A 23,326-nucleotide genomic window follows, 5' to 3' on the forward strand; every position below is an offset into this window, starting at 1 on the left:
CTCTATTAAGTAATATAAAGAAGATACTGTTTAGCTTTGTTTTTTATTGGAAATATAAATCCTTAGTTTCTAAATACGATCTTTCGATCTCCTTTGATCCAGGTGGATTGTATTTAAGTTTTGCATGGTTATTATTTGGAAATCGTAAGAATCGAATCTATCATTCCTTGGAAATTTCCGACCATAAAAATAAATCATTCCTTCTAGAAAAGTCAATTGTCCCATTTACAGACATTGTCCTTTCGCAAGATAGGGGTCGCGGAAAAATTTTAAGAGCTATTTTGAAATATAAAAAAGTAGTTAGTTTTATTCCAAATTCAACATCCGGTCAGGTGATAAGTATTCGAAAGAATTTTTTTCACAAGGCTTTAAATATTCCTGCTAATTCTAAAATACTGCTAATGACTGGAACGATTGAATCATTTATGGGTTCGGATTCCTTTTTAGACTTAATCCCGTTTCTTCCAGAGAATTGGGTTGCAGTCATTCATGGTTGGATTCCTACTTCCGCAACAAGAGAAAAAGTGGAAGAAACACAAAAGAAATATCCCGATAAACTATTTTTGAGTCATGAATTAGTAGATAATAAAGATAAATTTGATATATTCTCATCTGTTGATCTTTGTTTTGTCAATTTTAGACCTGACGATTTAAATTTGAAATACGCCCTGTATTCTGCAGGAAAACTATATGATTCAGCAAAGGCGGGTATACCTGTTCTTATCAATGAGCTTCCGGGGGCCAGGACATTTGTTAAAGAACATAAAAATGGATTTCTTTTAAAGGAGCCAAATGAACTTCCTATTCTTTTGAAGAATATTGGAGATAGATCTATGATAGGTTTATGCCATAATTTTTATATTAAAAATGAATTTGAGAGAAGTTACGATCAATTTCTTTCTACATATTGTGAGTTGTGAATTTCGAAGTTAAATAAAGATATGGGTAATAAAAAACTATTAAACTTGGGATGTGGGTCGCGATTTCATAAGGATTGGATGAATATCGACTTTAATTCCGGGTGTAAGGAAGTAGTTGCCGCCAATCTTAGAGAAGGTATTCCAATCACGGATGAAGAGGCTTCTGTTGTATATTCATCGCATGTACTCGAACATTTTACTCCGGGCGGGAGTGTCCAGATTTTTAGAAGAAATCAACCGAGTCCTGGAAGTTGGCGGTACATACGCTTGGTTGTGCCAGATTTGGAACAAATAGTGAAGGTTTATCTCGCCGAATTAGACAATGTTAAAAGTGGTCATTCTTCTCATGCCATCAGAGAAAATTGGATGGTTTTCGAAATGTTGGATCAGGTGCAACGTAATGCATCTGGAGGTGAAACGATTAAATGGTGGGACAAAGAACCTATTCCTGAATCAGATTTTATTTACCAGAGGTTAGGGGATGAATTTCAGAACTATCTAAAGTCCAGAACACAAACGAATCCAGTAGTTACGCCACTGATCCGTTTGAAGACTTTAATCTGATCAATTCAATGAATTATTATAGATTTTATATTCAGGTTACTTGGATATTCACTAGAAATGGCTGAAATTAATAAGTTTCGTTTAGGCGGTGAAGTTCACTATTGGATGTATGACTCTGTTTCGTTAACCGCTCTTCTTGAAAAACACAGGCTTGCAAATGTTAAGATATGCAGAGCCGATAAATCTTCAATTCCGCAATTCAATTCTTATTTATTTGATATTGATGAGTTTGGTAAAACAAGAAAACCCGATTCTTTATTTATTGAAGCTATAAAAGGTAAGTAAACATTCCGAATTATGAAGGTTACTTTAGTTGGAACGAACGATAAAGCTGGTGGCGCAGCTAGAGCTATGTATCGTTTACATCAGGCGCTGTTAGCTATAGGGATTCAGTCGCGAATATTATGTTTAAACAAATCTAATTATAGTTCACCGAAGGGTGAGATATCTAAATTTAAGAACAATTTTTTTTCAAGAAAAAGTTATCCATTCTTACAAGACTTGATTAACGAAAATAGAACGCCTTTATCGAATACTCTCTTTTCCTATACTGATAGTATCAGTAATTTGGTTAATCATCCTTTCATTCAGGATGCCGATATTGTAAACCTTCATTGGGTAAGTTACTTTGTTTCAATAAAAGATATTGGAAAACTATTAAAATTAGGCAAAAAAATCGTATGGACTTTACACGACGAATGGGCTTACACGGGAGGATGTCATTATACTTCCGGTTGTGATGGCTACCTAAATGATTGTAAATTTTGTCCGCAAGTAAATTCAAATATAGCTGCACTGCCAGAGCTAATCCATTCGGAAAAAACTCTCAATTTTTCTTCGGAAATAAGCTTAGTTTCTCCCAGTCGTTGGTTAGCAGAAAAAGCTTCGCAAAGTTCTTTTTTTAAGGGAACGACCTTTCGAGTTATCCCAAATTCAATTGAGTCTGATTGGTTTACTAATAACAATCGATCGGAAGCAAGAGCTCAATTTGGCTATCCAGAGGATTGTTTTCTGATTGGTTTTGGTGCTGATTCTATTGGTGAAAAAAGAAAAGGATTTGTATACCTCTTAGAAGCGTTAAAAATTCTTTCGAAAAATAGAGAATGGAACGATGCCTACAAATCGAAGAAAATAGCTGTCCTTTTTTTTGGAAACTATAGTCATCGAGATGCTGAATTGGATAATTATGCGCAACATATTGGTTCATTTTCTGATGATCAAACATTAATATCTATATATAAGATGTTAGATCTGTTTTTGATTCCATCTCTTGAAGATAATTTACCTAATACCCTATTGGAATCAATGGCTTCGGGGACTCCAGTTCTAGGTTTTCCTGTTGGTGGCCTGACTGAAATGATAACTCATAACAAGAATGGCTTTTTAACTGAATCTATTTCTGCTGAAGATTTAGCTAAGCAGATATTATTTTTATGGCAAAACAATCTTCTATTAATGAATGTCGGTGCGGTAGCATCAGAATTCGCAAGATCTAGTTTTTCAATGAAGAAACAAGCAAATTTATATCGAGATTTTTTTGAGATGGTTTTGTTAAAGAGTAATAATCGAATTTTGGATACAAATGCAAAAGAACAGCTAAAGAAAAGACAAAGGGATTTGAAGTTGAAATTTAATCTTGTTTACAAAAAGTATATCGATAGTTTTACATATCGAAGAAGATTGCTTAATCTTTTGCTTAAAAATGATTTCCTCGCCAAAACATTCTTTTTTTTAAACAAAAGATTTCATCTATTTTTTAGACTTAGTTAGGTTATTCTTGAGTTAAAATGATATTTAGTACAGTTTTCTTTATTTTTATTTTTTTTCCGATCGTTTTTATCTTGTTTTCAATTGTAAAGCAGGAATATAAACTTTCATTGTTGCTTTTAGCGAGCATCTTTTTTTATTATTGGGGCGAACAAATCTTTGTATTTGTTATTATTGCTTCAATAGCTTTAAACTTTGCATTTGGGTTACTAGTTGAATTTTCCAAAAGAAAAAAATTTGTCCTAGGTCTTGGAATTATCGCAAACCTTTTACTTATTATTTATTTCAAATATTCAAATTTCTTTGTATCAAATTTTTTAAATAGAAGTTTTCCCGGAATACATTTACCTTTGGGAATTTCCTTTTTTACCTTTCAGGGAATTTCGTATTTGGTTGATATCTATAGAAAGGATATTTACGCTGACCGCAATTTCCTGAGGTTCTCTTTCTATATTTCATTTTTCCCTCAACTTATTGCTGGGCCAATTGTACGTTACAGTGAGGTTCTGCATTCATTATCTCGGTTACGGAGTAGTTACGAAGAAACAATTTCAGGCTTACAATTGTTTTCAATTGGTCTTGCAAAAAAAGTAATCATTGCTAACACCCTTGGGATTTATGTTGATGAAGTTCTATCAGGTCACACGAATTCATTTGGATCTATTGTCACTTGGTTTGCGATCTTATCATATTCTTTTCAAATATATTTTGATTTTTCGGGTTATTCAGATATGGCGATTGGACTAGGTCGAATTTTTGGATTAACTTTTCCTAAAAATTTTAATTTCCCTTACTCCTCCCTTAGTGTTCAAGATTTTTGGCGAAGATGGCATATTTCTCTTTCCGCCTGGTTTCGGGACTATCTGTATATTCCGCTTGGTGGAAATCGAGTGGGTTTTACTAGGCAGAATCTAAATTTGATAGTAGTATTTATTTGTTGTGGCTTTTGGCATGGAGCCAGTTGGAATTTTTTAATTTGGGGATTATATCATGGTTTTTTCCTAGTCCTGGAAAGGACGAAGTATCAGGATGTTGTTACAATTTTACCAAATTTTCTTAGGTTTCTATTAAATTTTACCATTATTAATATCGGCTGGGTTTTCTTTCGGATCGAAGACATTAATGATTCTTTCAACTGCTTAGCTGCTATGTTCGGAAAAAATGGCTTTGGTATGTCCGAAGCCATCTCAATATTTGATATTCGATGGACGCTTGGGATACTATTAGCAATATTATTTGGTTTTGAATGGTCTTTTTTGAAAAAACTTTCTGAAAATATTGTGACCTCTCGTCTTTTTGCAGTTTCTGTTTTTTTAATTTCTATAATTTTTCTTATAGCAAATAATTATAATCCTTTTATCTACTTTAGGTTTTGATGAAGAAATCGATAATTAATCTTATCCTCTTGTTACTCCTGATTCCAAGTTTAAACTTATTCCTTAAACTTATAGGAGATATCCCGTCTTCAGAGAAAAGAAATGAGATTTCTTTCGATCAAATACTAAATGCGGATTTAAAAGAGAAATTTGGATTAATCGAAGAATCTTTCGAGAAGAAATTCCCTGCCCGAAATTGGATTATTGAAAAGTATAATTACTTTTTGTGGTTTTTTCTTCATTCAACGCCGAAACGTGGTGTAGTACAGGGTAAAGATGAGTGGCTTTTTATATTTCTCGGGAAAGGTGCAAGCGGGAGAGATTACTCATTTGATAAAAACGAGTTTTTACAATATAAAAATGGATTAGAAAAAATTCATAACTTATGTAATGAAAATAATATAAAATTCTACTCTGCGATTGTTCCAGAAAAATTTAATATTTATCCTGAGTATCTGTTTGAAGCAGATAACTCAACTATCAATAGAGACAAATACTTTAGGATTTTTAATGAGTTTAGTAAATCTTCGAGCGATACTTTGTTTTTTCATGAAGAATTAGTCGCTAGAAAAAAAACTCATAACGTTTATTATAAAACTGATACTCATTGGAATAATTTAGCGGCCTTTATTGCAGCTAATAAAATTTTAACTAGGATGGCTTTGGACAATCCTAGAGTTCGTTCTCTGGATGAGACGCAATTTACATTGCTTAAGGTTGGTACAAGCGGTCGCGATATTTCTGAGTTTCTTTCTCTTTCTCGCTATTTTAAAGACGATGAATACCTTTATATTCCTAAGCAAAATTTTCTGATGCAAAAAAATGGATTAAAGATTATGATCATTCATGACTCATACTTTTATCCGATGATCGAATATTTTAAGTATCAATTTCACCAGGTGGATACTTTGAATTTTGTTCAAAATGAGGGCCCGGTTAAATTTGATAAATTAATGAAAGCAAAACCAGACATCTTGTTATTTATAACCCTTGAAAGACATATTGGTAATTATGATCAAAGGGTGCATGGTCATCTATAAATTAGTGATGAATCTGGTTTAGTTACCGAAGAAAAGGTATCTTTTTGATATGCTAAAAGTGTTTTTTCTGATTTTTAAGTAAGATATTATTTTATCTTTTCCGCATCGCGGTTATTATTTTAAGATTTTATATATTTGGTTATTCTTATGTACGAATTAATGAAAAAACATTCTGCTTTTACCCTCGGTATTCTTTTTGTAGCCCTGGTTTATTTTTTATCACGGCCAATGGGAACTTTGGATTCATATTGGGTGGTTCCGACTAGTTTGAGCATCCTTGATGATTTTAATATGGATCTAGATGAATACAAGGCGTATGGCTTAGTAGATTCTTATTCGGCCATTCAAATTAATGGCCATTACTTTAATTTTTTTCCCTATGGAATGAGCTTTTTAGTAATTCCATTTGTTGGGATTTCCAAACTCGCGGTGGATGATTCTTTCATTTTTCACTATCATCGACATTTCGAAAAACTTTATGCTTCTGTGCTTGTAATTTTGAGTCTTTTTTTTCTGTATAAGTTGTTTTGCTATTATTTGTCTAAAAAACAATCGGCTTTCTTAATGGTTGTTATGGGGTTGTGCACTCCGCTATTTACGACGGGGAGCAGGGCATTATGGCAACATTCAGGTAGTGTGCTGATATTATCCTTGTCTTTGTTCATTTTGCTCTATTCCATTAAAGAAAAACCTCGATTTATCCCTTTGCTTGGTTTTTTATTATGTTTTTCATATATGATTAGGCCTACTAACATAATTCCATTTGCTTTGTTATCGTGCTTTGTATGGTTTAAGTTTCCAAATCAAAGGTGGAAGTTTGTTATATCTATAATATTTACGATGTCGCTTTTTGTTTTTTTAAATATTTTAATATTTAATGATATTTTACCTCCTTATTACCGCTCAAATAGATTAAGCTTTGATTGGGAATTGTTTAAAACTGCGTTTATAGGAAATATTTTCAGCCCTAATAGGGGTTTGATTATTTGGTCTCCCTTTTTGTTATTTTCTATTTTGATTATTTTTGTGCTTAATAAAGACCGTTCCCTGTTTGTTTTAACTCAACTGATTATTTTTTTGCACATAATTGCAATTTCAACTTTTCCGCATTGGTGGGGAGGTCATTCAGTTGGACCTCGATTTATGACTGATGTAATGCCGTTTTTCGCGATAATTATTTGCGTTGTTTACAAGAGGTATAGTTCCAATAATTTGTTTTTGGGTTTTTTCCTCCTTTTAGTTACTGTTTCATTGATAGTTCAATCTTCTGCTGTATTTTCGAAAAACACACAGCTTTGGAATATTCGTGGTACTGACGTAAATGATACGCCTGAACGAGTCTGGGATTGGAATCGGCCTCAGTTTTATCCTTTTGATTAACGGATCCAGGTTATGAATCAGACGGACAACATTAAGATTATTTCAATAGTAACACCTTCTTTTCAGCAGGGAGAGTTTATCGAAAGAACTATCAATTCTGTTATTACTCAAGAAGGTGATTTTTTGCTCGATTACATCATTACTGATGGCGGCTCTCGAGATAATACTTTGCAGGTAATCCAAAAATACGATCTATTGATTTCTGAAGCTGAAGAAGTTTATAGAAACGATGACCTGGTATATAAAAAAATTCCACCAGGAAATAAACATTCTACGAACTGTCTTGGGATTAGTTTTCGTTGGGTGTCAGAAAAGGACAATGGGCAAACACATGCCATTAATAAAGGTTGGAAGCTGGCCGTAGGTTCTGTGATTGCTTGGCTCAATTCCGATGACGTATATTTACCCAAAGCTTTAGAAAAAGCTTATAAGGTATTGTCTGAGTCCGATCTAATGGGGCTTTATGGAATTGGCTTACATATAGACAAAGAAGATCGTTTGATTGAATTTTATCCCATCGAACCATATTCTATGGATCGTTTGATTGATTACTGTATTATCTGCCAACCAACAGTTTTTCTGAAGAAAGAGGTATTAACCTCGGTAGGTTTCTTAAATGAAAGTCTTGGTTATTGTATGGACTATGAATATTGGTTGCGAATTGCAAAGAATTTTCCGTTTCAATTTTTAAGGGAGATCCTCGCTTGTACTAGAATTCACGAAAACACAAAAACAAGCCAAAACCTAAAAGTGCATCGAGAGATTGTTAAGATGCAGAAACGAGTTATAGGAAAAACATCAAGACATTGGCTCTACCATTATTCATATTATCGATTGTCTGATTTGTTTCCCAGGTGGAAGGGGAGCCTTCTTTTGAAGTTAATGATCCGCATTCATTCTCTGATTCTTTGGATTATTTATCGTTAGTGATTATGAAAAACATAGACTATATCAAAAAAAATGTTTGGCTACCCTATGGTGAAAAAATGATCCAAATTTTTTCTTTAGAGAAGGGTATTGTGAAAACTGCAATTTGTTTTAATGAACATATTCAGAAAAGTTTTCTTCTAGTAGATTTATTGGGAATCGAGTATTCGGTAAGTGAATTCGATATCCCATCAGATGAGAGAGAGTATAAAGCTTTTGAATCTTATCTTTGATATTTCAGTCCTTGCGTGGTCGATCCGAAGTAATAAGGCAAAAACAGGAATCTTTCGAGTCATCGAAAATTTGTTTTTTCAGTTTCTTAAAGATCCTGAAATTAATTTATATCTGACATCCATCCATGGAAACATTAAAGATCTAAACGTTTACCTAAAAAAAGAAAATATTGAAATTTCAGAGGATCGCCTTTTAGTTCCCCAAAATCCATCAAAATTTAAGGATAAGTTGTTTCAGATTTATCTTTGGACCTACGGACTTTTTGATATAAAAGGCTATCCGCGACTCTCGAAGATTCTCCTATTCTTTCATAGTATCTTTGTTAAACGAATTCTTTCTATATTTGGTTTAACTTCCTATTTTTATCCAGTTCCACGTAAATATTTAACTGATTCTTTTATCTTTCATAGTACGTTTCTACCAATTCCAGAATTTATACAAAACTCGAAAATTCGAAAAGTCATTACCATTTACGATTTAATCTCTATCCTTCACCCTAAGTTTTTTATTGGTAATCAAGATCATGTGGTTTGGAAATTGGTTCGGGATCTCAATCCTGACACAAAAGTCATCACTATATCCGAACATAGCAAAAGAGACCTTCTTGAAGCAGGCATTGGTTTATCCGAGCACCAAGTGTTTGTTACCCCCTTAGCCCCAGCCAAACATTTTTATCAAGTTAGTTCTAAACAAAAGTTGGATACCGATTTGCGATTATTTGATCTAAAGCCTGGTGAATATATCCTCAGTGTGGCGACCCTGGAACCGAGAAAAAATCTAAAGGCTACGATCCATGCCTTTCTTCAGCTAAGTAATTTGGAATCAAACCCAAATCTTAAATTAGTGTTATTAGGTGGGAGAGGTTGGGGAGAAAATCTTGAAGAGATTTTATCTGGATATTCTGATTTATTGAAAGAGAAAATAGTCTTTCTTGGCTTTGTTTCCGATGAAAGTTTGGCTTCCCTTTATTCAGGAGCCAAATTTTTTGTTTACCTTTCTTTTTATGAAGGGTTTGGATTGCCACCTTTAGAAGCCATGTGCTGCGGAGTCCCTGTTTTAGTTTCCAACGCTTCCTCTTTACCTGAGGTTGTAGGTGATGCCGGTTTGTATGTGGATCCTTATGATTTAAACTCTATCAAAACAGGAATGGAGAAGCTCCTAAATGAAGCAGAACTTAGAAAGTCTTTATCATCGTCTGCGCTTAAAAGGTCCGAATCATTTACATGGGAAAAAACAGCGAAGTTTACCAAAGAAGCTTATTTAATATAGCCCTATGAAAGTTTTAATTGATCATCAAATTTTCTTTCAAAATCGATATGGCGGGATTTCGAAAATTTTTTCTGAAGTAATCCGAAGATTAAAAGAGAAAAAAATCGAATTTGATACATCAGTGTCCATAGAGGAATATACGAAGGGTATCCTTCTTGATCCTGAAACTAAATTACGAGTGAACAGACCTCCTTTTTTCTCTTTGGCAACTCTCTATTTTTGGATTCTATCCACTTTCAAGTTCTTGCGATTATCGAATCCGGAGTTTCTTATAAAACGAGAAAGTGGGATTTTAAAAAAAAGCTTAAATCGAAGTATTTTAAAATTCAATGCAAAAGTAAATAATGCTTTATCCAATCACGATTTTACGGTATTTCATCCCACTTACTTCCAGAATTATTACCTTTCGCATTTGAGAAAAAGTAAAACAAAAATGGTGATTACTGTCTATGATTGTGTGCATGAACTTTTCCCGGAATATTATGGATTGAATAATTTCATTTTAAAGAACCGAAAGAGTTTATGCGAAGCGGCAGACCATATCATTTGTATTTCTGAAACTACAAAAAAAGATTTAATCAAACTGTATCCGGCGATTTCTAAAGATAAGATTTCGATAATCTATTTAGCAGGGGATTTGAGTGCCGAGCCGGAAACTTCCGTTCCCTTTGCCAATTATATTTTGTTTGTTGGAAATCGTTCCGACTATAAGAATTTCAAGGTTCTTTTGGATGCATTCGCTCTCATTGCACAAAAGAAAGATTTACAATTGGTTTGCGCGGGTGGTGGAAAGTTTCGAAGAAGAGAAAAACAATGGATCTCAAGACTTGGATTAGAAGCCGTGGTTCATCAGGTAAATTTTGAGTCTGAAAGTATTTTAGCAAATTTTTATCGAAAAGCAAAGGTTTTTGTCTATCCTTCTTTGTATGAAGGTTTCGGAATTCCTCTCCTTGAGGCAATGTCTGTTGGTTGTCCTGTCCTTTGTAGTTCAATTGAAGTTTTCCGCGAAGTGGCAGGAAATGCGGCCATGTATTTTGATCCAAAGGATCATTTTGATTTACAAACAAAACTTTTAGCGTTACTCAATTCCGATACAAAAAGAAAAGAACTCATAGAAAATGGATATATTCGTAAAAAAAAGTTCTCATGGAATCAGTGTACTGATGAACATATTCAGATTTACCAATCACTGAGTCATCAGCAATGAAACAAAATCAGCCTTTAGTATCAATCATTACAGTGGTTCGCAATGCAGAAGAGACAATCCTAAGGACAATAAATTCTGCTTTAATTCAAAAGAATGTAGATTTTGAAGTTCTTGTCTGGGATGGGTTGAGTACAGATAGAACTGTAGAAAAATTAAAAAACCTAGAGAATGAAATCAGATTTTTTTCGGGTAAAGATTCTGGTGTTTATGATGCGATGAATCGGTCTTTAAAATTAGCAAAGGGGAAATGGATACTTTTTCTCAATGCCGACGACTATTTTTTAAATGATCACGCTTTAGAAAAATTAGTAAACTTAGCCAGACAAGGGAACTATGATTATGTTTGTGGTTTTGCAAGTATGTTCTTTGGACTAAAAGTTTGGAGACCAAAAACCTTAACGGATTTCGATTTTTTTGTCGGAAATCCTTCCAACCACCAAGCCTATCTTTGTAAAAAATCTGCCTATCTTCGCTTAGGTGGTTTTGATTTGCAGTATAAATATTCGGCAGATGTAGATTTTATGTTTCGGGTAATCAAATCTGGGTATAGGGGAGGAGTGGTTTCTGAACCTATCGTACACTATTCGTTAGGTGGTATTTCCACTAAGAATGTAAGTCGCGGAGTAAGCGAGTTGGAAAAAATTATGGCAAAGTTTCTCAACTCGGATATCGAATTTGCTAGGGAGTGCCGATTTGTATTTCATGAGGGTAAAATTCCTTCAAAATCCTTTATGGATAGACTAATTTCCTTTAGATGGACTGAGTCGCAGTTATTACAATTAGTTTTGTATTTTGGGACAAAGTATAGTTGGGAAGAAACACCGCATTTTTTCAAGCTTCTCCATTTAACGCGTAATTTAGTTCGTTCTATTCTCAGAAAAGCTGTTTTTCAAATTTTAAAAATATTACCAAATCGAGTTTTATGAAAAAAATACTGATTGTAGGCGCAGGTTTTTCAGGTGCCGTCGTTGCCAATACTCTAGCAAAAACTGGGAATTACTTAATCGAAGTGATGGATGAGAGAAAGCATATCGGAGGCAATTGTCATACCGAACGTGATCTAAAAACCAATGTAATGGTTCATAAATACGGCCCTCATATATTTCACACAAGTAACGAAAAGGTTTGGAGCTACATCAATTCTTTTGGGACATTTCGTCCGTTTGTAAACCGAGTGAAATCAGTTTATAAGGGAAAGGTATATTCCATGCCTATCAATCTACATACGATCAATCAATTTTTTGATAAAGCATTTTCGCCCAAAGAAGCAAGGGAGTGGATCCAGTCTAAAGGAGATTCTTCTATCGAGGATCCAAAAAGTTTTGAAGACCAAGCAAAAAAATTTGTAGGTGAAGAATTATACCAGGCTTTTTTTTACGGATACACAAAAAAACAATGGGGAACAGAGCCAAAGAATTTGCCTGCTTCAATCTTGAAACGCCTTCCAGTTCGCTTCAGTTACGATGACAACTATTACAATGATAACTATCAGGGAATTCCAGAAGATGGTTATTCTGCTGTAATTCAAAAGATGTTCGATCATCCGAATATCCAAATTCATTTGGGAAAACGTTTTCTCGGTGAGGCAGATTCTGTTTCAGGTTTTGATCATATTTTTTATACAGGTCCCATTGATGCTTATTTTTCTTTTCGTCATGGCAGATTAGGGTATCGAACTGTTTTCTTTAAAGAATACCGAACAGAAGGTGACTACCAAGGAAATCCTGTAATCAATTACGCTGATGAATCAACTCCTTACACACGTGTCCATGAACACAAACACTTTACTCCTTGGGAATCTCATCCCCAAACTATTTATTTTGAAGAGTATAGTAAAGAAACCGAAGAAGACGATATTCCCTATTATCCAAAACGATTGGATGGAGATATGAAAATGTTACAGGCATATGAGGTAGAAGTCTCTCGCTTATCTAATGTTACATTTCTTGGGCGATTGGCAACTTACCGATATTTGGACATGCACCATATTATAGAGGAAGCTCTTGATTGTGCAGAAAAATTTATTAGCGAACAAGTAAGGGGCTAATTCCGGCTTTCCTTTTTCCCTTAGATATGGAATTCTGGATTTTGAAGTTGTCTTAATGCCTAAAGTTTCTGTAATCATGCCTGCCTATAATGCAGTTTCCTATTTGGAGGAATCTGTTCAATCTTTGCTAAACCAAAATTTCAAAGATTGGGAGTTGTTACTTGTTGATGATTGTTCGAAGGATGAAACAGCATCCCTTGCCAAAAAAATTGCTGCAGGCGACAAAAGAATTCAGTTCATTCAAAAAGAAAAAAACTCTGGTTCAGCTGATACCCGTAATACGGGGATCCAATTAGCAAAAGGGGAATATATTGCTTTTTTAGATGCAGATGACCTTTGGGAATCTGATTTTTTAGAAAAAATGATTCCCTTTATGGAAAAAACTAAATCGCCTTTTTCCTTCGCTTCTTATCGAATTATTGATGAAAATGGATTTGAATTTTGTGCCCCATTTCTTGTAAAATCGAAGGAATACTCCTATCGTGATTTGTTACATTATAACCGCGTTGGTCTACTGACTGCGATTTACCATATCCCCAGTGTCGGAAAAAAATACTTCGATCCTTCGTTAAAAAGTCTACGGGATGATTATGCTTTATGGCTCGATATTCTGAGGGAAGGAAAGATTGCTTTTGCCAATTCCGAGATTTTAGCTCGTTACCGAGTGAGGAGAGGGGCCGCAACATCTAACAAGAAAAAAGTGATGTTGGCTCATTTTAGAATGTTAAAAAATCGAGAAAAACTTTCCTTTCTTTATGCCTTTGCCCTGACCATAATTCATGGAATTATGGGGCTACGTAAGTACAGAAATAAATAATTCAAGAACCACACACCCAACTCTTTTTTTGCCGCTTGACTTCCCTTTACTCCTAGTATTCCTAGATATAAACTATGGTCGCTAGACGTAACCTCGGAAGTTCCGGGAAGGCAAACAAAACCTCCCTTATCATCCCTATCTATAACGAATCTTCCCATTTAGGGGAGTTTTTAGAGAAGGTCGATGCCCTCCAATTACCCACTCGAAAAGAGCTCGTTTTCATTGACGATGCCTCAAGAGACAAATCACTAGAAATTTTACGAAACTACCGTTTTCGTTCTGAGCATAAAATTCTTGCTCAGGAAAAAAACCAAGGCAAGGGAGCCGCTCTTCATCGTGGCATTGCGGAAGCCACGGGGGATATTATCCTTGTTCAGGATGCGGATTTTGAGTATGACATGGATGAGATTTTTATGCTCATTGAACCCATTGCGAATGGGAAGGCAGATGTCGTTTTTGGTTCTCGGTTTAAAAAAGATGGAAGGCAAGTGCATCGAACTTTCCATTATCTCATCAATCGGATACTTACTATCCTTTCTAATTTTTTAAGTGGATTGTACTTAACCGATATGGAAACTTGTTACAAAGTATTTCGTGCCGAAATTGTAAAAAATATTTCTTTAGAATCTAAACGATTTGGATTTGAACCAGAAATTACAGCAAAAGTCGCTCGTCTTAAAGTGCGTGTACAAGAATTCCCAATTTCCTATTATCCTAGAAATTATCTAGAAGGAAAAAAGATTACTTGGAAGGATGGGGTGGCAGCACTTAGACACATCATTTACTTCAATTTGATCGCAAACAAACGGGACTTTTTTACAAAATCACTCCCGGAAAAGTACATTCCTAAAACTGCTAACTGGCTATAAACCTATGTTCAGGTTTTTACCAATTCTATTGGATTTGTTTCTTGTACTGGGATTGGGTTTTTTACTACAATCTCATACTAACCAAAAGAACTTTCGAATTGATTTAATTGGTTTAGGTTTATTTGTTTTTATTATCTATTCTGCCTTTCATTGGCGATCCTTTTTAAAAGAAAAGCGCCAATATTGGTCTTTATTTCTCACCACTCTACTAACATGTTTTGTTTTTATAAAAATAGCAGAATATGATCCTATCCAAGTCCTACCACAAAAGTTAGGAATCAAACTAGTATCAATAGTTTGGCTTCTATTCATCGTTTTATCCTTTCGCAAACTTTCAGAAAATAATTTTTCTATTATCGGTCCATTTCTTGCGATCGTTCCTGCCATTTCTTTTATCAATTTTATGGCTTATCCTTCTGTTCCGATTGCCATTGCACTAGCAATGGGAGCTCGTAACCTTCAGTTTTCATCAAAACCAAAAATTTCCACATTCTATATTCCATTAATTGCGATTCTTTTGCTCGTAGGTCGCGACTGGTGGGATGATTTTGCATTACAAAGAGGAGTCCTTATTCTAGAGGCCTTTTTGTTTTATCATTTGATTAGTATTTGGGACAGACAAAAGTTACTATTTTTTCTAAAGACCTGTATCTTATTTTTTGTTCTAAATTCAATTTTTATCCTTTGGAAAATTGCAGATGATCCAAACTTTCATATAACATCATACCATGAGGATGTGTTTCTAATCCCTGTTAGTTTACTCGCATCGAATGCACTATTGATTGCTGGTTTAGCTGTAGTATTCTGGTTCGAACCTAAACAATCACAATGGCAAAAGTTACTTATCATTGTGGCTATTGTCTCTTCATTAATGTTTCTTGGGATCACGATTTCCAGAAATTCAATTTTGTCATTTTTGGTTTTTGCAGTTTTATTATTTCTTTTCATCCAATCACCAAAGAATAAATATTACGCCACTTTCATTTTAATTGTTCTCCTTCTTGTTGGTGTTTATTTCCTAATTAAGTCTGAGAAATCTATATTTAGTTTGGGATCGAGCGCTGTTCGCATCTCGATTTGGAGTTTTTACATTCTGTCAACGATCCAAGCTCATCCGCTTTTTGGCTTTGGAATGTTTCCCGAAAATAAGATTCCTTTTAGTTTCTCTGAAATTCCTGATTCTAGCAGCGCTTTTTATATCAGAGATTATATCATCAACTTCAATAGTTTCCCTTTGGCTCATAACCTTTATGTCCAAGCTTTTGGATCCTTCGGGGTTTTCGGTTCCCTTCTGATCCTTATTTGGATTGGAAACCTAATTCTAAAAAATCGAAAATCTATCATTCCCGTATTGAAGGCCAATTTAGCATTAAGTTGTTTATTGTTTGTTTGGGGAATCCATGAACTTTATGATTTTAATAGTTTAGAAATTTCCAATCTATTTCTGCTCGTTGGAATTTTGGGCCTTTTCAAATGGCCTTCTGAAAAGAGAATCGAAGGTTTCTCTGTGATAGGGAAACAGACAATATTCGTTTTTTTAGTTTGTTTTTTAGCGATTGTTTGTTTTCGGTTTTCATTGGTAGATCACTTCACTCTAAAGTATAATAAATATGTAACCCCACATAGTTTTGAGTTCTATTTACCAAAAGAGTCTCTTGTAAAAAATCCTGAAGAACCTATGCAAAGGCGTTCGTCTTTGGAATATCGTTTTCTGGGAAGTAAATACTTCTTTCTGAATTTAGCAGCGGATCGGTCGGTTGATACACAAGCTAAGCTGATTACAAATTGTTTTGGGGAAGAAGTTTTGCCTGCCATTTGTTATTCAAAACTAATTCAGTTTCAAAGTTCCCAGAATCTTTTACCAGAATACAAAAACCTATTTATCTATTTTATGTCATTATATGATCCATTTGAAATTTATAAACGAGAGTCTTTATGAAAAAACCTTCTGTTAGTTTTGTAATTCCATGTTTGAATGAAGAAAAGACTCTCCCTTACGTTTTAGAAAAGTTGGTGAAAGTAAAAAAAGATCATTCCAAAGAAATGGAAATTGAGATTTTAGTTTCCGATAATGGTAGTACGGATCGTTCTATTGCGATTGCAAAGAAGTTTGGCGTGAGAGTGATGCCTGCGAAGGAGCGTGGTTATGGAGCTGCTCTTGATTCGGGAATCAGAAACGCCAAAGGAGAAATTATCGTTTTCGCAGATGCCGATGATACCTATGATTTTTTAGAATCACCAGCTTTAATTCGCAAATTGGTCGCGGGCGATTTTGATATGGTAATCGGTTCCCGGTTAGATGGTGAAATTCATAAAGGAGCGATGCCTTTTTTGCACCGTTACTTGGGAACACCTGTAATTAATTGGATTATTAATTTGCTATATTCAAAAAAGTTTAAGATTCGCGACAGTAACTCTGGATTTCGATGTTTCCGTAAGGACAAATATTTGTCGTGGGATATCAAAAGTAAGGGAATGGAGTTTGCGTCTGAATTATTGATCAAGGCCTTGATTCATGAATCAAAAATGGAACATGTTCCTGTCTCTTTGTATCCAGACAAGGAAGGCAGAATTCCTCATCTAAAAACATGGCGTGATGGAATGCGGCATTTACTTCGTATTTTATTTTATGGTCCCCATTTATTTGAAAGAGTGGGACTTACTTTGTTTTTATTCTTTTGGATACAATCGATGATTGGCCTTTTTGTTGGGAAGGTAATCGCCATTGGAGGTATGAATCTTTATGGAATCCACTCCATGGTGTTTTTTTCCTTCCTGTCAATTCTCGGTTTAAGCCTTTGGGGGACAGGACTTCTTATTGCAACGAAACAACCCCGAATCAGTCGTATTTATCAATCGATTCTGGCTATGGAAGAGGATCGTTTGTTTTTTGTTCTTTTGAGTGGTTTGGGAATCATCATTTTAGCGTTTGTATGGATTTTTATCCAATGGCAAAAATCTGGGTTTGTGTTTATTAATTTCGAACGTGAATTTATTGCCGCAACTAACTTGAGTTTGACATTGCTTATTTTTGGTCTCCAAGCAGTTACTGCACATATCATTAAGCGGGATTAAAATGGGTTTTTCGAAAAGGCTTGGTATCTATATTCTCGTTCTTTTGATTCCGACCTTTTATAGGTGGAAGTGGAATGAGAATACCGTATTTGTATCTAGTGATCCAGAGATCAAATACTACCAGGTAATTCATAGCTTAGATGGTGGAAGTGCTGAAGAATGTTATTTCCCAGCGAAAGAATTGGGATTTGAGATTTCGATGGTTCCTTTTGGGTACCCTTGGGCATTTTTTTTAAAGAACGGAAATTGTGTATTCCAATACCCAGTGCTTTTTACCTGGATTCAAAAGCTCTTTGTTACCATCTCCTCTAAGAGGTGGATTACTTACATTCCAATCTTATTTTTCTTTTTGAATTTCATTCTTCTAGATAGGATATTAAGTAAATATGAAAAGAGGGGGATATTTCTTCTTATCTCTGTTATTTTTATCCAATGTTTAACTCCCGTATTTCTATCATCTTTAGATTATTCTGAACTTACCTTAACTAATTTCTTTTTTCTTTCCGCCATCTTATCTTTTCTTGAATTCCAAAGAGAAAAACAATTTAGGTATGGAATTCTTCTTGCGGTAGCCATTGTTTTTAATTTTCAATTGCGACCTGAGTCTAACATTGCCCTGATTTTTTTCCTCGCTCTGGCTTTCGTTTTAGGAAAGGACCAGTGGAAACTGACAAAAAATCTTCTTCCTTATATTATTCTTTCCTTCGGATTACAAGCCGTCTTTTTTCTGTGGAACCATCAGGTTTATGGACATTTTCTTGGAATGAGAGGATTGAACACGGTGAACGACATGGAATCAGGAGGAATCCCGAGACATCTTTTTCAGGAATGGGTCGCCGATCTTTGGGGAAATGAATTTAAGATTGGGATTTTCAAAGGGTATCCCATTTTATTTTTAGGCCTAATTGCTGTTTGGTGGGAAAGGAAATCCCAGTTATTTCCTCTCTTACTTTCTGGATTACTTTTTGTTTTAATTTTACCAATTTTGTCTCCTTACCGAGCGGGTGTCGATATATTTGGAATGCGATACTATGAGAGTGGAGTGTACCTTTTAATGGCCGGTAGTTTTCTTTCTCTGGGAAAAAAAGTTTCAGCAATTTCTTTTTTAATTATTTTACTTCCATTTCTTTATTTTTCATACAAATCAGATTCAAGAGCTATCAAACAATGGTCATCCTCTGCCAAGTTATACCACCAGGTGATGAACGAAATAAATGCCCTACAGCCAGATTTAATTGTCCAAAGAGGTCTTTCTTTATCTTATCTTGTTGGTTATAGTTATATTCAATATCCCCAAGTAGCTGTTTATTCAAACGAGGATTGGATAAAAGTGGAAAAAGTTTTAGGGGAAGAGAAAAAGAGAGTTCTGTTTTTGCAATGGGAAGGAAACCAGTTGGTAAACGAAGAATTTCCCGAAAGAATTTGGAAAGAAAAGTTTGATATCAATTTTACTTTAAAACCAGAGAATTTCAAAATTCAGTCAGAGCATTCTTTGGCTCACTTTAAGGGTTTTCTTTTGGAAAAGAAACGATGAAGACTAACCCGCATTGGATCTCAAAAATACAATCATCGATGACAAGTAGAAAGATCATCCTTCTTGCATTACTGTTATGTATAGGTTATTTATTTTACAAGAGAATAGGTTGGGATAGTGGTCTCAGTCCACTGATACAATCCGACTCTCAAATTAAACTCTACCAAACAATAGAATACAAAGAAAGAGGAATTCATTCTCACCAATGTTACTCTAAGTACAAAGATTTTGACGAAGGATACCGATTTTATCCGTTTCGTTACCCCTGGACTTATTTTACAACGACGATGAGTGGGGAAAAAACCTGCGTATTTCAGTATCCTAGTTTTTTTGCACAAGGTTTTTCTTTACTTCCGATTCCTTATCGTTTTTACAATGGGATCATTCTTATTCTTTATTTACTCTTAAGTTATGCGGTCGTTCTATTTATACGATCTATTTTTGATATAGAAAAATTTGAATATTTGGCCTTGGCTGGTATTTTGTATTTGGTCGGATATGGAATCTCCAGTGCTATTGAGTTTTCCGAAAGTATCCCATCGCAAATCCTACTTCTTTTCTTTTTTTACGCAGTTTTTCGTTTGGAAAGTGACAAACCACCACTTTCTTTTTGGTCAACATTCACTTGCGGTTTTTTTGGTGGTGTTTCTATTTTCTTACGTTCAGAAGCCGTGATTTACATTGGTTTTCTCGGTTTGGCAGTCATTTATTTTAACCGAAAGCATTTTGTATCTTTTGTAAAAAGATATCTACCTTTTGTATGTGGCTTCGCTCTTGCTTTAGTGTTACTCGGCTATTATAATTATCATGAATTCCAAGAAGTTTTGGGTGTAAGGAGTAAGGTTAGTTTTAATGATTTTTCTAGATTGCAAATACCAGATCGAATTCATTTGATTTCTGAATTTTTTCTAGGAGATACCAATCGTGTTGGTTTTTTGTTTTATTGTACTCCCATTATACTTCTCTTTGGTTACGTAATTTTTAAGATTAAACTCAACCAACTACAAAAACTATTGATTAGTGTTGCTTTATCCTCTTTTTTCGGTGTTGTTCTTCTTAGTCCCTATTCTTCGGGAGGATTGTACTTAGGTATGCGTTTTACAGAATTTTCCTATCTTCTATTTTGTATTTTTGCAATTTCATTACTTAAGACCGTCACAAACAAAAAACAATTTCAAATCATCCTTTTCATGGTATTTTTGCAACTTGGGTTCGGATTTTATCATGTTAGAAAGAATTTTAAAACCTTGGATTTTGTTAAAAGATACCACGATATATTCCAGGAAAAGTTAGAAAACCAACCGAATGCACCAGTGGTTCACCTAAGCACATTTGATTTATTATTAATTTCTGATTCATTTCTGAAAAAACCACATTGGATCGTAAACAAACAATCTGAATTCAATGACCTGGAATCCAAGTTTTTCAATTCAGGAGTCGATGTGTTTCAGGTATTTGTCTATGATTTTAAGCCACCTAAGGATGCAAACGTAACAGAGGTTTTTTATAACGAATGGGTTGATACTAAATATGAAATAGAATCAAAGTTTTATAAAAAGAAATCGGACGAGGAAATAGCGGGATTTCGGTTTATGGTTTGGGAGAGAAAGTGAAAGAACGTTTTTTTAGATTAGGTGAGTATCGTTACGAGATAGGAATTTTAGTTTCTTTGTGTATCGGAGTTTTCCTTCGGTTTTATCAATTGGATCGTCAAAGCCTATGGAGTGATGAATTATATTCAGTATACGCGTCTTCTCTTTCTAACTGGTCTGATTTTTGGTCTTATCTTGAAGAAGACCCACATCCTCCTTTGTTTCAAATTTTACTTACCTATTGGATTCGGATTTTGCCGAAATTTTCTGAATTTTCAGTAAGGTTATTCCCGGTATTCATTTCTGTTTCTAATTTATGTATCCTTTGGTTTTTAACAAAATCTTGGGAAAAATCAAAACGTTTTCTCTTTTTATTTTTTATTTCGCTCTCTCCAGGAGCCATTTACTATGCACAAGAAGTTAGATCTTACTCCCTTTTATTGTGTTTGTCTTCCATCATCCTCGTTTTGTTCGTTAATTTAGAAAAGGAAAATTATAAAAGTTTTCGTTGGATTAGTTTACTTATCACCTCTGTTTTAATTTCTTATGTTCATTTGTTTGGCTTTATTTTTGTAGGGAGCTTATATTTTATTTTTTGGCTGCGTTTTCTTGTAAAAAATGAAAAAGAGGTTTTCTCTGTTTTTTTTCTCGGTTTGATTAGTCTTTTAGCATTTCTTCCTTTTGTATACCAACTGTCAAAAGGGACTAAAATAGCAACTGCTAGTTGGATTGACCCACCTGGTCTTGTTTTGTATCTTGCTTACTATTCTCTCTTTTTTTATACATCCAAAAAGTTTTTATTTTTGACCGTTATCATTCCCATTATTGTTTTTTTGATTTGGATTTTTAGAGAGTTCCGAAATTCAAACAAAGATGTAGTGAGAGGGTCATTTTCGTCTTCTGGAACCATGATATTGGTCGCTATTTTTATTCTCCTTTCAACGAGTTTGTTTTCGTTATACAAACCAATCGTTACGAATCGGAATTGGATCATTACTCTTCCTCTTGTGTATTATTTTGCTGCAGATCATTTGAAGTTCTCTTTAAGAAGATGGTTTTCCATTGGGTGTTTAATTCTTTTGACGGCCTTTTCTTTGGTGGATTTTAAAAAGAATTTTTATTTTGTTTTTAAAGAAGATTGGAGAGGAACAGCTGAATTCGTTAGTAAAAATTGCGAGCCTGGACTGGTTTTGCTAAATGCTTATCCAGAGTTTCTTGGTTTATATTTAGGATGGAATCATCATCTTGAATTTCAGCCTGTAATGTTAAAACCTAGTTTAGAGATTACCCAACAGAAAGTATGCTTTGTAAGACGATTCTTGGATGATAGTGGGATCGGAATTCCGTCAAATTCTGGTCTAAAGAAGGTTCGGGAGTCCGTATTTTATGGATTCACGGTAGAGGAGTACAGTAAAACAAAGTGATACAAACAGCATTAAAGTATATAAGTTCTATTTTTGTTAAGAAAGATTTTGAGTTTGAAAACTTAAATGGGATTAGAGCTATTTCCATTTTATCTGTCGTTACTTTTCATGTTTGGGTGACTGTAAAACCGATAGTTCAAAATTCACCTGAATGGATAAATTTATTCCTTGGTTCTCTTTCATCTGGAGTGGACTTTTTCTTTTTGTTGAGCGGCTTTTTAATTTATGGAGGACTCAGAAGAGAATATGAGGCTAAGGGATCCGTTAGTATTTCAAATTTTTTTATAAAACGTAGTCTTCGTATTTTTCCTGCATTCTATTTTGCATTAATCATTTTATATATTTTTAAAAGTTACCAATTAGCTAAATTTAATCCGCTATTGATTCAAGATCCTAATGCGATTGCCATGTTTGAAGAGATTAAAGTCGGGTTATCAAATGTATGGGTGGATGCGCTTTATTTGACTGACCTGTTGCACGTACCAGTTGTCTATAATGGTGGATGGTCTCTTTCAATTGAGGAGCATTTTTATATGCTCTTACCTTTTTTTTGCATTTTCTTCTTTTTCAAGATCGATTTTTCTAAGAGACTTTGTTTTTATATCTTTGGGTTTTGTCTGGCTTTGTTGATTCGTTTTTCTGTCTCATTTCCTGCTCCAAATATGGACGCAGTTTACATGTTATATTGTCGGTTTGACTCAATACTTTTCGGTATGTTAGTTTATGAATTTTATCATAGATTTCCATGGAACCAGATAAAAATCCCAGGAAAACAAATCTTGTTTTGGTTCCTTTTGATTATTTCTGGGATTTTGATTATTTGGATGCACCAAATTGATTCAGGAAGTGCCTTTGCTATTGTATTTCGTCCGACACTGGTCTCTATTGGATTTGGAATTTTGATGTATATCTCTTTCTTTAACAGATTCGTTCGTAGATTTTTTAGCCTCTCCTTATTTCGTCCTTTTGCAAGATTAGGTTATACTGCATATCTTTGGCATATTATTGTTATTCCTCTAGTTGCCAAAAAAGTAACTCCATTGGTAATTCGCGAGCCTAATCTGTATTCTGCATTCATTGCCATATTATGGGTTATTTTTAGTACCTTTTTAATTTCATGGATTGCGTATTTGCTGATTGAATTGCCATTTTTAAAATGGAAAGAAAGGTTAGTGGTTCCTGTTAAAGTTCAGTGATAATTGCTTTTTTAGCTTATCCTTTCTTTTTGGATGGTTTAATCCAATGGTCTCGTTTTCGTTTATGGGAATCGTATTATACTAATTG

The 23,326-nt window shown here is 34.4% G+C and carries 20 protein-coding genes; all 20 read left to right on the top strand.

All coding sequences use genetic code 11. The features are described 5' to 3' along the window. The first annotated feature begins 167 nt into the window (after positions 1 to 167). The 20 genes from JWG40_RS08255 (at position 168) to JWG40_RS08350 (ending at position 23,238) form a co-directional block, all read left to right on the top strand. Positions 168 to 920, top strand: coding sequence for a glycosyltransferase family protein (locus JWG40_RS08255; RefSeq protein WP_205285364.1), 753 nt, complete (start codon positions 168 to 170; stop codon positions 918 to 920). A 21-nt stretch (positions 921 to 941) separates the two neighbouring features. Next, entirely contained in the window at positions 942 to 1,484 is a 543-nt protein-coding gene (locus JWG40_RS08260) for a class I SAM-dependent methyltransferase (RefSeq protein ID WP_205285365.1), read from the top strand. A gap of 57 nt (positions 1,485 to 1,541) precedes the next feature. Further along, positions 1,542 to 1,769 carry a hypothetical protein gene (locus JWG40_RS08265; RefSeq protein ID WP_205285366.1) on the top strand — a complete coding sequence of 76 codons (228 nt, stop codon included), beginning with the start codon at positions 1,542 to 1,544 and terminating at the stop codon, positions 1,767 to 1,769. 12 nt (positions 1,770 to 1,781) lie between these two features. After that, positions 1,782 to 3,254, top strand: a complete 1,473-nt coding sequence (locus JWG40_RS08270) for a glycosyltransferase (RefSeq protein ID WP_205285367.1) — start codon at positions 1,782 to 1,784, stop codon at positions 3,252 to 3,254. Between the two features lie 17 nt (positions 3,255 to 3,271). Further along, complete coding sequence (locus JWG40_RS08275; protein WP_205285368.1) at positions 3,272 to 4,627, top strand: MBOAT family O-acyltransferase; 1,356 nt, start codon at positions 3,272 to 3,274, stop codon at positions 4,625 to 4,627. Beyond that, a complete protein-coding gene (locus JWG40_RS08280; RefSeq protein WP_205285369.1) occupies positions 4,627 to 5,667 on the top strand; it encodes an alginate O-acetyltransferase AlgX-related protein in 1,041 nt (346 codons plus the stop codon). Before JWG40_RS08275 ends, JWG40_RS08280 begins: the two co-directional genes overlap by 1 nt. 159 nt (positions 5,668 to 5,826) lie before the next feature. Further along, a complete protein-coding gene (locus JWG40_RS08285; RefSeq protein ID WP_232369267.1) occupies positions 5,827 to 7,047 on the top strand; it encodes a hypothetical protein in 1,221 nt (406 codons plus the stop codon). A 12-nt stretch (positions 7,048 to 7,059) separates the two neighbouring features. After that, on the top strand, positions 7,060 to 7,974 hold the full coding sequence (locus JWG40_RS08290) for a glycosyltransferase family 2 protein (RefSeq protein WP_205285371.1): 915 nt from the start codon (positions 7,060 to 7,062) through the stop codon (positions 7,972 to 7,974). Positions 7,975 to 8,148: 174 nt separating this feature from the next. Next, positions 8,149 to 9,477, top strand: coding sequence for a glycosyltransferase family 4 protein (locus JWG40_RS08295; RefSeq protein WP_332470431.1), 1,329 nt, complete (start codon positions 8,149 to 8,151; stop codon positions 9,475 to 9,477). 4 nt (positions 9,478 to 9,481) lie between these two features. Beyond that, the gene (locus JWG40_RS08300; RefSeq protein WP_205285372.1) at positions 9,482 to 10,684 is read left to right on the top strand and encodes a glycosyltransferase family 4 protein; all 1,203 of its coding nucleotides are present in this window, start codon (positions 9,482 to 9,484) and stop codon (positions 10,682 to 10,684) included. Beyond that, positions 10,681 to 11,610, top strand: a complete 930-nt coding sequence (locus tag JWG40_RS08305; RefSeq protein WP_205285373.1) for a glycosyltransferase family 2 protein — start codon at positions 10,681 to 10,683, stop codon at positions 11,608 to 11,610. Before JWG40_RS08300 ends, JWG40_RS08305 begins: the two co-directional genes overlap by 4 nt. Further along, positions 11,607 to 12,731: a UDP-galactopyranose mutase gene (gene glf / locus JWG40_RS08310; protein WP_205285374.1), complete on the top strand. Its 1,125-nt coding sequence runs from the start codon at positions 11,607 to 11,609 to the stop codon at positions 12,729 to 12,731. The genes JWG40_RS08305 and glf overlap by 4 nt, the downstream gene beginning before the upstream one ends. A gap of 55 nt (positions 12,732 to 12,786) precedes the next feature. Next, positions 12,787 to 13,548, top strand: coding sequence for a glycosyltransferase family 2 protein (locus tag JWG40_RS08315; protein ID WP_205285375.1), 762 nt, complete (start codon positions 12,787 to 12,789; stop codon positions 13,546 to 13,548). 74 nt (positions 13,549 to 13,622) lie between these two features. Next, the gene (locus JWG40_RS08320) at positions 13,623 to 14,417 is read left to right on the top strand and encodes a glycosyltransferase family 2 protein (protein ID WP_205285376.1); all 795 of its coding nucleotides are present in this window, start codon (positions 13,623 to 13,625) and stop codon (positions 14,415 to 14,417) included. A 4-nt stretch (positions 14,418 to 14,421) separates the two neighbouring features. After that, positions 14,422 to 16,356 (top strand): O-antigen ligase family protein, encoded by a 1,935-nt coding sequence (locus tag JWG40_RS08325; protein ID WP_205285377.1) that lies wholly within the window; start codon positions 14,422 to 14,424, stop codon positions 16,354 to 16,356. Beyond that, the gene (locus JWG40_RS08330; protein ID WP_205285378.1) at positions 16,353 to 17,492 is read left to right on the top strand and encodes a glycosyltransferase family 2 protein; all 1,140 of its coding nucleotides are present in this window, start codon (positions 16,353 to 16,355) and stop codon (positions 17,490 to 17,492) included. Before JWG40_RS08325 ends, JWG40_RS08330 begins: the two co-directional genes overlap by 4 nt. A gap of 1 nt (position 17,493) precedes the next feature. Next, the gene (locus JWG40_RS08335; protein WP_205285379.1) at positions 17,494 to 19,026 is read left to right on the top strand and encodes an LA_3751/LA_3752 family putative glycosyltransferase; all 1,533 of its coding nucleotides are present in this window, start codon (positions 17,494 to 17,496) and stop codon (positions 19,024 to 19,026) included. After that, the gene (locus JWG40_RS08340; RefSeq protein ID WP_232369268.1) at positions 19,023 to 20,639 is read left to right on the top strand and encodes an LA_3751/LA_3752 family putative glycosyltransferase; all 1,617 of its coding nucleotides are present in this window, start codon (positions 19,023 to 19,025) and stop codon (positions 20,637 to 20,639) included. The genes JWG40_RS08335 and JWG40_RS08340 overlap by 4 nt, the downstream gene beginning before the upstream one ends. Further along, entirely contained in the window at positions 20,636 to 22,042 is a 1,407-nt protein-coding gene (locus JWG40_RS08345; protein WP_332470436.1) for a glycosyltransferase family 39 protein, read from the top strand. The genes JWG40_RS08340 and JWG40_RS08345 overlap by 4 nt, the downstream gene beginning before the upstream one ends. Beyond that, positions 22,039 to 23,238 (top strand): acyltransferase family protein, encoded by a 1,200-nt coding sequence (locus tag JWG40_RS08350; RefSeq protein WP_205285381.1) that lies wholly within the window; start codon positions 22,039 to 22,041, stop codon positions 23,236 to 23,238. Before JWG40_RS08345 ends, JWG40_RS08350 begins: the two co-directional genes overlap by 4 nt. Positions 23,239 to 23,326 lie beyond the last annotated feature (88 nt).

Origin of the sequence: Leptospira abararensis (genome assembly GCF_016918735.1) — a bacterium.
Classification (GTDB): domain Bacteria; phylum Spirochaetota; class Leptospiria; order Leptospirales; family Leptospiraceae; genus Leptospira_A; species Leptospira_A abararensis.